The following is a 13,106-nucleotide window of genomic DNA, read 5'->3' on the forward strand; positions in this document are numbered from 1 at the left end:
TTTTACCTTTTTAAAGTAAAATGGCCTTTTGTTTCTCTTCCATCTTCTAGTTTCAAGGTAAACCAATAATCATCTGTTGGCAAAGGTGTTCCATTGAAAGTGCCATCCCAGCCTTGACTTGAATTAGGAACCCATTGCTTTAGGAGTTTTCCGTACCGGTCAAAAATGTAGAGTATCGATTTTGAATTGAAAGTGTCATTTATTCCTTTAATACTCCAATAATCATTATAACCATCGCTGTTTGGTGTAAAGAATTTTGGCGCTCCTATTACAGAAATAGTTTGACTAACGATACCACAACCGTTTTTGTCATTGATGAAAACCTCGTGAATTCCAGCAGGCACATTATCAAAAAAATTGGAGTCTTGCCAAAAATTATTGGGGTCATCCAAGCTGTATTCATAATCTCCAGTTCCAGAAGTGTTAATTGTCACTGTATTGCTATCTGTCAAGTCTGCAATGTCACTAGAGTCAATAGTAGCAACATTCGAAGCGTTGACCGTTATCGTTCTAATGCGACTGCATCCCGCATTATTGATTACTTCAACGGTATAATTTCCCACGGTATTTACATCTAATGCTGGGGAATTTGTCCCAACAATTATTCCATCTTTCGTCCAAATATAATCGTAATTACTTGTTGGCGAACCATCTAAAATACCTGCATCCAGCGTTACAAAAAAGCTCGAAAGATTGGAACAAACTAGTTCATTTGAAAGGCCATCCAAATTCAAGTCAATATTTGGAATAGGGTTGACAACAAAATTTAATGTCGTCGATGCCGTGCAAATTGTGTTTAATGGGTTTTGAACATTTACAGTAATATTTTGTGTATTGGTTACAAATGGATTGGGTAATGGACTTGGCAAAAGCATATTGTTTTGATCGTAATATTTGACAATCATTCCAGTTTGTCCGCCAAGAATGGTGGTTTCAAATGATGAGGTATCAAAAGCAAATTGACCATCTTGATTGATTGGATTCGCTTCGTCGTCACAAGTTGTTGTAAGGGCTGAAGGAACAGCATTAGCAATTGGCGAAGCATCTACAATAAATGTTATGGTGTTTTCATCAAAGCATTGTTGAGTTGTATTATTGGTTACAACCGCTTTAATGGTTTGCGAAGTTGATGTGAAATTTGCTGGAAATGGACTTGTAATCGAAACTCCGTTGGCATCTTTCAGAGGATTATTGGCTTGATCGAAATAAGTAACCGTTACATTGGTTTGTCCTTGTAATAAATCAGATTCCAACGATGAAGTATTGAATGTAAATATTCTATCGTTGTTATCGTCGCATTGTCGAGGAATAACAACTGTATTTGCAACAGGTAAAGCTTCAATTCTTAAAGTTAAGTACGGGCCTAAACCATAACAAGCATTATCCAAATCACTGTCAATCCGTATCCAAATATCTTGCAAATTTGGATAACCAATGTTTCTGTAATTGGATAAGTTTACTATGCTATTGATCTCTTGTAAAGCCTCTTTTTCGTTTCTATAATACGCAATAGTGTACACATCATTGGGAGGTAATTTTGATTCTATTGCAGCTTTAGAAGGGGTCAAGTCAAAAGAGGCCACTCCGTCTCTTTTGTTGTTGTCACTCGAGTCGTTCCCATTGAGGTCAAAATTATCATCACATTCTACTAATATTGGAAATTTATAGTTTGGATCAATGTTGGTGGCTGAGACTTTTAGTATTATTTCGGCAACGCTATGACAACCAGTAGTATTATTGGCTACTCTCGCCCAAATTACAGTTGTGGAAGCAGTTGTGTTTTCAAAGGACAAATCATTTACAATTAAATCCGAAGCTAATGGTGTATTTGCGCCCTCCTGAGTGGTGTAATAGGTAAAAGTTTCCTCGGTGTAATTTTCCGAAATTACACTATTATTTACCCTTAGATTAAACAAAGTTTTCCCATCTGGAATTGCATCGGTGTCGCATTGAGAAATTGTAATATTGACCACAACAGGAAGTGCATTTACAGTGACTATTAGTTCCGTTCTAGGACCTTCACATCCAGTAGTGTTATTAGTTTGGCTTACGAAATAAGACGTTGAACCCTGGTTTGTAGTTGATGGAGTAGGATTTGTTGTACTAGATGTTCCGCCAGTTGCTGCGGTATACCAATTTAATATACAATTTGTAGCTGCCGTTGCTGATAATGGGGGTGCCGTCTCATTTTTACAGTAACTAATATTAGTAACTTCTGGAGCAGAGGGACGCGCGTTAATGGTTACCTTTATTTCGGAACGAGGTCCTTCGCAATTTGTAATGTTACTAGTTTGACTTACAAAATAAGAGTAAATGCCTACAGTTGTTGTTGCTGGAATAGGGCTTGATGAACTTGGGGTTCCACCCGTTGCAGAGACATACCAATTTAAAGTGCAATTTGTAGATGCTGTTGCGTTTAAAGCCGCTATTCCAGTTTCGTTTTGGCAATAACGAATGTCACTGATTACTGGAGCCAAAGGCCGAGCGTTAATGATAACTTTTATTTCGGAACGAGCTCCTTCACAACCTGTAGCAGTATTCGTTTGGCTCACATAATAGGATGTTGTGCCAATTGTTGTTGATGACGGAATAGGTCTTGTTGCATTTGAAGTTCCGCCCGTTGCCACGGTGTACCAATTTAAGATGCTATTTGGAGAAACAGCTGCAGACAAAGCAACAGGAGTCTCGTTTTGACAATAGAAAACAGGTGAGATAACAGCTGGTGCGTCAGGTAAATTTATGATGGTGGCAATTATGGCAATTCTGGAAGTGGAGCATCCTGCATCTATATAATAAGTTGTGGTATTTGTTAGGACTGGACTATAAGTTTCACCAGTTGTTAACGGCGTACCACCTGAGGAACTAGCATACCAATTGATTGTTCCATCTGTGGCTGTAGCGTTCAGTGTAACTGGCCCGGAACCGCATCTTGAATTGGGTGTTGTAGATGTTATTTTAGGAATTGTAATTGTGGTACTAGCTGAGATTTCAAGAACTGGATCTTCAGGCATTCCGCCATATTCTACAATGTATCCTTTGGGTTGATAATCGCCGCTTGTTGCTCCAGTATTTGATAAATCATTCCATGATCCAGGATTTCCAACTGAGGGAGCTGTTATGTGTGCGTAATCTTCATTTCCTGCCTGATTGGGTTCATTAGTATTCCAAAAGTCAAAATTAAAGGGTGGAGTTGTTGAACCATTTGCTAGTCCATTCCAGAAAGTAGTTCCCGCTTCTGGTCCGGTTACCCATTTCCAAACGCCCTCAGTTTCGGCATCACTACCGCCAATCCATCCCGCTCCAGGGGCTTGTTTTCCTGCTAGTTGTGCTTCATCGGCTGCTGTGAGTGTAGCTAAGTAGCCTTGTAGTCCGTAATAGCGGCTTGTTTCAGCTGCGACTTTTGCTACTGTCCAGTTGATGCCAAAATTCTCAACATATTGATAATAATGACCGTTGCGAGGTAAATAATTTGCCTGTCCTATTGTTATTGAGAATTTCCTAATCCCTGACGGAGCAGGAGAGGAAGTGCTAAAAACAACATCTTTTATTGCACTAATAAAGTCTTCGTACACTACTTCTGTGCCAATAATTGGACTTGATAATTTTAGTTTTCCTTCAGCAGGATTCCAGTCAAAGGTGATTTTTGGGTGAAGTGCAGGATTGCTTAATTGTATTATATCCTGTCCATTAACATATCCCGAAGAGATCTGAATATATATAGCATCTGCTCCAGTGTCGAGGACGTCAGAGCCGATGATATTTACATCGGTTACAATCTTTAGGGGAGTTCCCGGGCAAAAGATTTGATTGCCAGAGGCCGTAATCTTTGGAGGGTTTTCAATAAATGTTGATTTTATTTCTTTTTCACTTGTATTACATTTATTGTTTTTTGTGTAAGTGGGAATGGCAGAGTAATTTGCTATTGGAGCAAACACTAAAAACAGCAAAGTTATTTTGAAAAAAGCACTAAATCTCATTTTATAAAAGTAGACGTTTTATGCTAAAAAAAGCAACTTTATTTCGGCCAATTCATTTTAGAAAATAAATCCCAAACCACAATCCCTGCGCTTACAGATATATTCAAAGAATGTTTGGTGCCTAATTGCGGGATTTCGATAGAACCATCGCACAAGGCAACTGCTTCTTGAGAAACGCCATAGACTTCATTTCCAAAAACTAAAGCATATTTTTCTCCCTTTTTAACTTCAAAATTTTGTAGAAAAATAGCGCTTTCCACTTGTTCTATGGCAAGTGTGATTATGTTTTCTTTTTTTAAATTTTCAATTACTTCTAATACATTTTTGTGATGTTCCCAAACAACTGTTTCAGTGGCGCCAAGGGCTGTTTTGTGAATTTCTTTATTAGGAGGAGTAGCGGTAATGCCGCACAAATAAATTTTTTCAATTAAAAAAGCATCAGCAGTTCTAAAAACAGAACCTATATTATGCAAGCTGCGAATATCATCTAAAACCAAAATAAGGGGTGTTTTTTCCGATTGTTTAAAATCTTCAATGGATTTTCGCTCCAATTCGCTGTTTTCAAGCTTTCTCATATTTTTTTTGGGATTTTTATGCATAAAAAAGCTCCCGACAAGGAGGGAGCTTTTTTTTATTGTTTTCTAAAATTTAGCTTTTTGCAGCATCAGCAGCTGAAACATTTCCTTTTATTGTAAGTGTTTTACTTGGTACAACAGCATTTGTGGTCAAAGTTACCGTTTTTGTAAATGCTTGTCCTGCTCTTGAAGTATCATATTTTACTCCAATAACACCTTTTGCACCTGGAGCAATTGGCTCTTTTGGATATGTTGGTACAGTACAACCACATGAACCTTGAGCATTAGTTATGATTAATGGTTTGTTACCGTTATTAGTAAAAACAAATTCACGACGACCATCAGAATTGTAAGCTACAGTACCGTAGTCAATGGTTTCAGTTACGAATACCATTCCTGCTCCATTTACTTTTGCAGTTGCAACTTTAGTATTTGTTGCTTTTAATTTTTTTGATGTTTCTTGTGCGTTAGAAGTAGTAACTCCTAAAGTAACTAGCAAGGCTAGAGCAATTATTTTTTTCATCTTTGTTTAATTTTATAAATATTCACAAATCTATGTAAAAATTAGAATTTACGCCTTAATATTCTCTTAAAAAAATAGTTTAATTTTTGGAGGAGATCGCATTTTTGTTTTAAAATCTATAAATTCGCTTAAATTTTATTTAATTTCAAACACAAAACCATTGGCATCTAAAGATAAAGTAGTTAAGGAAACACCGTTAATGAAACAATACAACGAGATAAAAAGGAAATATCCTGATGCTTGTCTTTTGTTTCGTGTGGGGGATTTTTACGAGACATTTGGTGAAGACGCCGTCCGTGCTTCTAAAATTTTAGGAATCGTCTTGACTAAGCGTGGAGCGGGTTCTGAGACGGAAACGGCTTTGGCAGGTTTTCCGCATCATTCCTTAAATACCTATTTGCCAAAATTAGTTAAGGCTGGACTTCGTGTAGCTATTTGTGATCAGCTTGAAGATCCTAAAATGACTAAAACTATTGTGAAACGTGGTGTTACTGAACTTGTAACTCCAGGAGTTTCAATGAATGATGAGGTTTTACAATCTAAAACGAATAACTTTTTAGCATCTATTTATTTTGCAAATAAATCTATAGGAATTTCCTTTCTTGATGTTTCCACAGGAGAGTTTTTGACAGCTCAAGGAAACGCGGAATATATTGATAAGCTTTTACAGAATTTTAATCCAAGTGAAGTTCTGATTCCAAAAAACAATAAAAGTGATTTCCGGGAAATTTTCGGTGACGATTACCATAGTTTTTATCTCGAAGACTGGATTTATAAGGAAGATTACGCATTCGAAACCTTGACTAAACATTTTCAAACCGTTTCATTGAAAGGATTTGGAATCGAAGAACTCAAAGAAGGAATTATTGCTTCGGGCGCTATTTTGTATTATTTGTCCGAAACGCAACACAATAGAGTGCAGCACATCACAGCGATTCAGCGCATTGCCGAAGATGCTTATGTCTGGATGGATCGGTTTACGATTCGAAATTTAGAATTGTATCACAGTTATAATCCAAATGCGGTCACGCTGCTTGATGTTATTGATAAAACGCTTTCGCCAATGGGGGGGCGTTTGCTAAAACGTTGGTTGGCATTGCCGTTAAAAGACAGTCATAAAATTCAAGGTCGACACCAAGTGGTTTCTTATTTAAAAGAAAATCAAAGCGTTCTGAAAAACATCCAAAATCAAATCAAGCAGATTTCCGATTTAGAGCGGTTGATTTCAAAAATTGCTGCTGGAAAAGTATCACCTCGCGAAGTGGTGTATTTGAAAGAATCCTTAGATGCAATTATTCCAATAAAAACATTGGCTCTGGAAAGTCCGCAAGAAGCTGTAAAAGTAATCGGTGATAGTTTGCACAGTTGCGAATTGCTGCGTGAAAAAATTAAAACGGTTTTAAATCAAGATGCTCCTGTGGCTATTGCCAAAGGGAATGCGATTGCAAAAGGAATCAATGCCGAATTAGATGAGCTACGGGCAATATCAACTTCTGGAAAAGAATTTTTAGAAGGAATTGAAAAACGAGAATCACAAGCAACTGGAATTTCGTCGTTGAAAATCTCTTTTAATAACGTTTTTGGATATTACATCGAAGTGAGGAATATGCACAAGGACAAAGTTCCCACGGAATGGATTCGGAAACAAACCTTGGTCAATGCAGAACGATACATTACCGAAGAATTAAAAGAATATGAAACGAAAATCCTCGGTGCCGAAGAAAAAATTCATAAAATAGAAGTAGAATTGTTTGAACAGTTGGTCAGTTGGATTGCAACTTACATAAAGCCTGTTCAGATGAATGCTAATTTAATAGCACAGTTGGATTGTCTTTGTTCGTTCACGCAATTGGCTATTGAAAACAAATATGTTTGCCCGGAACTCGATCAAACATTCGAACTGGAAATTAAAAACGGAAGGCATCCCGTTATCGAAAAACAATTGCCTGTTGGAATGCCTTATATTGCGAATGATGTTTTCTTAGATAGAGAAACACAGCAATTGATCATGATTACGGGTCCTAATATGTCCGGAAAGTCGGCTATTTTGCGTCAAACCGCTTTGATTGTGCTCTTGTCTCAAATGGGAAGTTTTGTTCCTGCAGAAAGCGTGAGAATGGGAATTGTAGATAAAATTTTCACAAGAGTGGGAGCCAGCGATAATATTTCGATGGGTGAATCTACTTTTATGGTCGAAATGAATGAAACAGCTTCCATCTTGAACAATATTTCGGATCGTAGTTTAGTGCTTTTAGATGAAATTGGAAGAGGAACGAGTACGTATGATGGGATTTCTATCGCTTGGGCAATTGCAGAGTTTTTGCACGAACATCCTTCTAAGCCTAAAACTTTGTTTGCAACGCATTATCATGAATTGAATGAAATGAGTGAATCATTGCCTAGAATTCAGAATTATAATGTGGCTGTAAAGGAATTGAAAGATACGGTACTTTTTATTCGAAAATTGGTCAAAGGAGGAAGTGCTCATAGTTTTGGAATACACGTAGCAAAAATGGCCGGAATGCCTCAGATTGTAATTTTGAAAGCACAAAAGCTATTGAAAAAATTGGAAAAGAATCATTCTAGTGATGCGTTAAACGGGATTAAAGCAGCGCAAGACGACATGCAAATGAGCTTTTTTAATCTGGATGATCCTTTGTTGGAAGAGATCAAAGAAGAGATCTTAAATTTGGACATCAATACCATTACTCCGATGGAAGCACTGATGAAACTCAATGAAATTAAAAGAATGTTGACCCGAAAATAAATTTTTCGTTTTAAAGTTTACGTTATCAGAAGGTTAACTTTTATCTTTAAATTTTTTGCAAAAAAGGCTTGTGTAATTCAATAAATGTCCTAAATTTGCATCCGCAATACAGAACAAGTATCGCGGTTCTTTCTAAGAATTGAAAATGCGAAAATAGCTCAGTTGGTAGAGCGCGACCTTGCCAAGGTCGAGGTCGCGGGTTCGAGCCCCGTTTTTCGCTCCACACCACATAATGCTCGGATGGTGAAATTGGTAGACACGCTGGACTTAAAATCCAGTGAACAGCAATGTTCGTGCGGGTTCAAGTCCCGCTCTGAGTACAAAGCTCCTTCGAAAGAAGGAGCTTTTTTTATGGCTTTTATTCAGCCAAGAAAAGAAATCTTATTAAAAATGCTATTGGGAGTACTGTTGCTTAATTTTTACTAACACGAAATGTTATGGGGGCTTTTGTTATCAGTAAACGATACAACGATGAATATAAATTCGTATTTACTTCTAGAAAGGGAAAAGTTGTTTTTACAAGTTTGAGTTATGAACTCAAGTTTGAGTGTGAAGAAGATATCGAAAGATTTAAAACGAATATGCAATCAGCTAATTTTTTGAAATTTAAATCTTCTAGTGGGAAGTTTTATTTCAAATTGATGCTTGGAGATACTCATTTTGCAACAAGCAGAAAGTATACTACTTCTTTACGTTTACAAAAGGGAATTGACGAAATCATAAAATATGGTTCTGTATCTGAAATATTAGATTTCTCAGTAAATGATTTTATTTTTATTGATTGAGGTTTTTAATTGAATTGATAAAAAAAAGAGAGTCTTGGTATATAGCCAAGACTCTCTTTTTTTTGTTCTGTAAAGCTGTTTCTTGTTGAGGAAACTGTTACAAATTAAAAAAGCCATCTCGCAGAGCGGATGGCTTTAAAATTTTTAGAATTTGAGTTCTAATTATTTTTTTACTTCTGTAGCAGCATCAGTAGCAACTTCAGCAGCATCAGTAGCAGCAGCAGCAGCAGAATCAACAACTTGTGCAGCAGAATCAACTACCATAGCAGCAGAATCAACTACCATAGCAGCAGAATCAACAGCAGTTGCAGAATCTTCAGCAGGAGCGTCAGCTTTTTTACATGATACAACAGTCAATACAGCAACAGCAGCTAAACTTAAAAATACTTTTTTCATCTTAATTTAATATAAAAGGTTAATTATTAATTCGTGGCAAAGATATAAATTTTTTAATATGTAAAATATTTTTTTATTTTTTTTTTAAAAAATAATATTTTTTGTCAACATACAAACAGACACCAATTATTATGCCAGTGAGTATAAATGGGTCATTACTGTTTGATAGCGTTCGCGAGGCCTTATTTTGCGGCTATTTTTTTTGTAAGTTTTTCTTTTTCAAGGGTTTAATTTTCTTTGGGTGGACTAGTTTTAATTCGCTGATTAAGTTTTTTGCACCTGCATATTTGTCCATAATGAACAGTACGTAACGGATATCGACCATGATATTTCTGCAAATACTTGGATCGTAATAAATATCACTCATTGTTCCTTCCCAAACTCTGTCAAAATTGAGTCCTATTAAGTTTCCATTAGCGTCAATTGCCGGACTTCCTGAATTGCCTCCTGTGGTGTGATTTGTACCAATAAAACATACAGGCATTTTTCCATTTTCGCCATAAGGACCGTAATCCTTTGTTTTGTATAAATCAATCAATTTAGTAGGAACATCAAATTCATAGTCTCCTGGAATATATTTTTCCATTACGCCGTCTAAATACGTTACTGGAGTATACACTGTAGCATCTTTAGGCTCGTATCCTTTTACTTTTCCGTAGGTTACACGTAAGGTGCTGTTAGCATCAGGAAAAATACGGCTTTCCTTATTCAATTCTAATTGCGCTTTCATGTACGTGCGTTGCAATGCCGTAATCGTTAAGTTCAGTTCGTCGTATTTTGGCGCAACTTCTTTAGAATATTTGTCGGCTAATTCTTTTACAAGCAAGAAACCCGGATCATTATTTAAATTTGCTAAAACAGTACGGGCATTGCCGGATAGCAATTGTTTCAAACCGGCGTAATTTTTCAGTTGAGATTTGGTATAAACTTCCGAAGCTAGATTTTTAGCGTTGACATTCACCAACCCTTTTGGTAAAAATTGTTTTGGGGATTTGGTAGCATACAATTCAATTAATTGTTCAAAAACTTTTTCATCAACAGTTGCATTGAAATTTTTGTAAAAATCAGCCAGTCCAGTAATCAAATTGTTTTTTCTGTCATTGAAAGCTTGCTCTCCTCTAGCATTGTATACTTGCTCCAATTGATATAATCTATATCCAGTACTCAACAATTCAGTATTGCGCAGTACTACTTCTGTAAAATAGTCTCTTGCTACAGCATAAGGCGCAATTTCCGTATAGTTTTTTTCGAAATCAGCTAAGAGCGTTCCGTATTCTTTTTCTTTGCCTGCTTTTGCTATTTTTTGCTGAAAGGCTTTTTCAGACTCTTTTTTTACAGCAACTGCATTTGATTTTTGTAAGCCTTGCGTTTCGCCAATCCATTTTTTCCAATAATTGGCAATACTTGCATATTTTGAAGCGTATTGAATTTTGATAGCGTTGTCTTTTCGCATAAAACCATCGGCAACTTTTAAGGCTTTATCTCTGATTTCGATTTTGGCAGGATTCAGTTCGTTTACAATTTGCTCAATGGCAACCGAAGGTAAATATTCGTTTGTTTTTCCTGGGTAACCAAATACCAAAGTAAAATCATCTTCGGCTACGCCATCCAATGAAATAGGTAAGAAGTGTTTTGGAGTGTAAGGAACATTCTCTTTTGAATAGGCAGCCGGGTGATTGTTTTTGTCAGCATAAATTCTGAACAATGAAAAATCTCCGGTATGACGCGGCCAAACCCAGTTGTCTGTATCGGAACCAAATTTCCCTATTGATGTAGGTGGAGCGCCAACTAGACGAACATCCGTAAAGGTTTCTGTTACAAAAAGCATGTATTGATTGCCTTCGAAAAAGGTACGGATTTTATTTTCCTGCCAATTTTCCTTTGGCAACGAATTACTTAATGCCGAAATATTTTCTTGAATTTTCTTTTGTTTTTCAGATTCATTTGTCAGGGTTGTAGTTCCTTCTAGAACGGAAACGGTTACATCTTCTATTTTGACAATGAAAGTTACTGTCAAACCTTCGTTAGGCAATTCGTCTTCCATTTTGTAGGCCCAAAATCCATCTGTCAAGTAATCTTTTTCGACAGTAGAGTGGGATTGGATTTGTGAATATCCGCAGTGGTGATTGGTTAAAATCAATCCTTTTGGAGAAATAACTTCTGATGTACAACCTCCGTTAAAATGTGGAACCGCATCTTTCATGCTTGACTGATTCACGTCATAAATGTCTTGTACAGACATTTTCATGCCCAGATTTTTCATTTCGGTCTCGTTCATTCCTTTCAGTAGCGAAGGAATCCACATACCACCTTGTTGGGCTTGTGTCTGCAAGACGAATAATAATAGGAATAGTTTTAAAAATTTCATGTTTATGTATTTAGTTTGCAATTTTATCTGGTTTTGTATGCCATTAATTTTCGATTATGTAATTCAAAACCGCTGGCAATATACAATTTTTGTGCGTTTTGATTGTGATTTTCTATCTCTAGATATATTAATTGTAGTGCTAATTTTTTACTTTCCTCTACTATAAATTGTATGGCTTGACTTCCAATTCCTTTGCCTCGAGCATTTTCGTTCAAATACAATTCATCTAAAAAAGCAATTTTGCCTTGGTATTCGAAACTGAATATAAAAGTCAAAATAATATATCCTACAATTTCATTGTCAGAAAAAATGAGCCAAGCTTTTCCCAGATTTTCATTGGAAATAAATTCTTGAAATAAAGCTTTAGATACGTCAATGTCCATTGGATAATTATCAATCGCATAGAATTCCTGCATCATGGAGACGACGGTTTCTATATCAGAAAGTGTTAGGGTTTTAAATGTAATCATTCAAAATATTTTTTAAAATGATGGCAGTGGCGCCTTCATTCATTTTTACAAAAGTGCTAGATATGTGACCTTTCTCCCTTCGAATGTCGTCATTGCGTATTAGGTTTTCAAGCGCTTCATTTAATTCTTTTTGATTGGTAACCGAAACACAGGCTTCCATATTGACCAGCGCGATTGCTTCTGCAAAATGCGAATAGTTGGGTCCAATAACGATTGGAACGCCAAAAGTGGCCGGTTCCAATACATTGTGAACTCCCGGATTCCCAAAACCGCCGCCCACATATGCAATATCCGCATAACTGTAGATTTTGGTCAAAATGCCGATCGTATCAATGATAAAAACTTCGAAATCAGCCAACTTCTTTCCTTCTTTTTCAGAGAACAAAACAGTTTTTTTAGTGATGCTGTTTTTTAATTGTTGAATTTGTTGTTCTTTAATATTATGTGGCGCAAGTATAAATTTGACATTGAAAGTATTTGAATTAATAAAATTCACTAATAAATCTTCATCTTTTGGCCACGAACTTCCTACGACAATTGTTATTGTATTGTCTTTAAAATCAGAAATAAAATCCAGTGAATTGTCTTTTTCTAAAATTGTGGCTACTCGGTCAAATCGGGTATCTCCGGAAACGGCAACATTGGTTTTCCCCAACTGCTGCAGTAGTTTTTTGGAAGTTTCATTTTGCACAAAAAAGTAGGTAAATGTATTTAATGCCTCTCTGTAAAAGCCACCGTACCATTTGAAAAACAGTTGATTTTTTCTAAGAATTCCGGAAATCAGGTAGGTTTTAGTATTTGATTTTTTGAGCTCGGCTAAATAATTGGGCCAGTATTCGTATTTAATAAAAAACACCAAATCCGGATGAACGAGTTTCAGAAATTGTTGTGCATTTTTCTGGGTGTCCAAGGGCAAATACACGGTAACATCAGCAACAGTATTGTTTTTACGAACTTCATAGCCTGAAGGAGAGAAAAAAGTAATTACTATTTTATGTGAAGGAAATTGCTCTTTAATTTTTTCAATCACAGGTAAACCTTGCTCATATTCTCCCAAAGAAGCGGCATGAAACCAGATTGTTTTGTCATTAGCTTTTATTTTTTGTTCCAAAACCGGAAAAACTACTTTCCGTCCATCCACAAAAAGTTTCATTTTTGGACTGAAAAGCGCCATGATTTTTAGTAAAAAACCAGCAAAATGAACGATTAAGTTATATAATGAAAGCATCATTTAAATTTTTGGGC

At 36.2% G+C, this 13,106-nt stretch carries 9 protein-coding genes and 2 tRNA genes; 4 read left to right on the forward strand and 7 right to left on the reverse strand.

From position 1 onward, the window contains the following. Positions 1-2 precede the first annotated feature (2 nt). The 3 genes from BUC11_RS03170 to BUC11_RS03180 all read right to left on the reverse strand — a co-directional run bounded on the left by BUC11_RS03170 (position 3) and on the right by BUC11_RS03180 (position 5,075). Positions 3-3,977, reverse strand: a complete 3,975-nt coding sequence (locus BUC11_RS03170) for an Ig-like domain-containing protein (RefSeq protein WP_073351843.1) — start codon at positions 3,975-3,977, stop codon at positions 3-5. 38 nt (positions 3,978-4,015) lie between these two features. After that, a complete protein-coding gene (locus BUC11_RS03175; RefSeq protein WP_073352011.1) occupies positions 4,016-4,552 on the reverse strand; it encodes an RNA methyltransferase in 537 nt (178 codons plus the stop codon). Between the two features lie 73 nt (positions 4,553-4,625). After that, the gene (locus BUC11_RS03180; protein ID WP_073351845.1) at positions 4,626-5,075 is read right to left on the reverse strand and encodes a DUF1573 domain-containing protein; all 450 of its coding nucleotides are present in this window, start codon (positions 5,073-5,075) and stop codon (positions 4,626-4,628) included. A gap of 160 nt (positions 5,076-5,235) precedes the next feature. Here BUC11_RS03180 and mutS point away from each other — a divergent pair, with 160 nt between their 5' ends. The 4 genes from mutS (at position 5,236) to BUC11_RS03200 (ending at position 8,627) form a co-directional block, all read left to right on the forward strand. After that, the gene (mutS, locus tag BUC11_RS03185; protein WP_073351847.1) at positions 5,236-7,842 is read left to right on the forward strand and encodes a DNA mismatch repair protein MutS; all 2,607 of its coding nucleotides are present in this window, start codon (positions 5,236-5,238) and stop codon (positions 7,840-7,842) included. A gap of 147 nt (positions 7,843-7,989) precedes the next feature. After that, positions 7,990-8,065: transfer RNA gene (locus tag BUC11_RS03190), tRNA-Gly, on the forward strand. A gap of 11 nt (positions 8,066-8,076) precedes the next feature. Next, positions 8,077-8,162: transfer RNA gene (locus tag BUC11_RS03195), tRNA-Leu, on the forward strand. Between the two features lie 117 nt (positions 8,163-8,279). Beyond that, the gene (locus BUC11_RS03200; RefSeq protein WP_073351849.1) at positions 8,280-8,627 is read left to right on the forward strand and encodes a YegP family protein; all 348 of its coding nucleotides are present in this window, start codon (positions 8,280-8,282) and stop codon (positions 8,625-8,627) included. Positions 8,628-8,789: 162 nt separating this feature from the next. On the opposite strand, the gene BUC11_RS03205 is transcribed toward BUC11_RS03200, so the two are convergent. The 4 genes from BUC11_RS03205 to BUC11_RS03220 form a co-directional block, all read right to left on the reverse strand. Further along, the gene (locus tag BUC11_RS03205) at positions 8,790-9,023 is read right to left on the reverse strand and encodes a PG1828 family lipoprotein (protein ID WP_073351851.1); all 234 of its coding nucleotides are present in this window, start codon (positions 9,021-9,023) and stop codon (positions 8,790-8,792) included. A 193-nt stretch (positions 9,024-9,216) separates the two neighbouring features. After that, positions 9,217-11,391, reverse strand: a complete 2,175-nt coding sequence (locus BUC11_RS03210; RefSeq protein WP_139259415.1) for a S46 family peptidase — start codon at positions 11,389-11,391, stop codon at positions 9,217-9,219. Positions 11,392-11,414: 23 nt separating this feature from the next. Continuing rightward, positions 11,415-11,861, reverse strand: a complete 447-nt coding sequence (locus BUC11_RS03215; RefSeq protein WP_073351854.1) for a GNAT family N-acetyltransferase — start codon at positions 11,859-11,861, stop codon at positions 11,415-11,417. Beyond that, positions 11,848-13,089, reverse strand: coding sequence for a 3-deoxy-D-manno-octulosonic acid transferase (locus BUC11_RS03220; protein WP_073351856.1), 1,242 nt, complete (start codon positions 13,087-13,089; stop codon positions 11,848-11,850). Before BUC11_RS03220 ends, BUC11_RS03215 begins: the two co-directional genes overlap by 14 nt. Positions 13,090-13,106: the final 17 nt, after the last annotated feature.

The sequence above is a fragment of the Flavobacterium xanthum genome, from assembly GCF_900142695.1.
Taxonomy (GTDB): Bacteria; Bacteroidota; Bacteroidia; order Flavobacteriales; family Flavobacteriaceae; genus Flavobacterium; species Flavobacterium xanthum.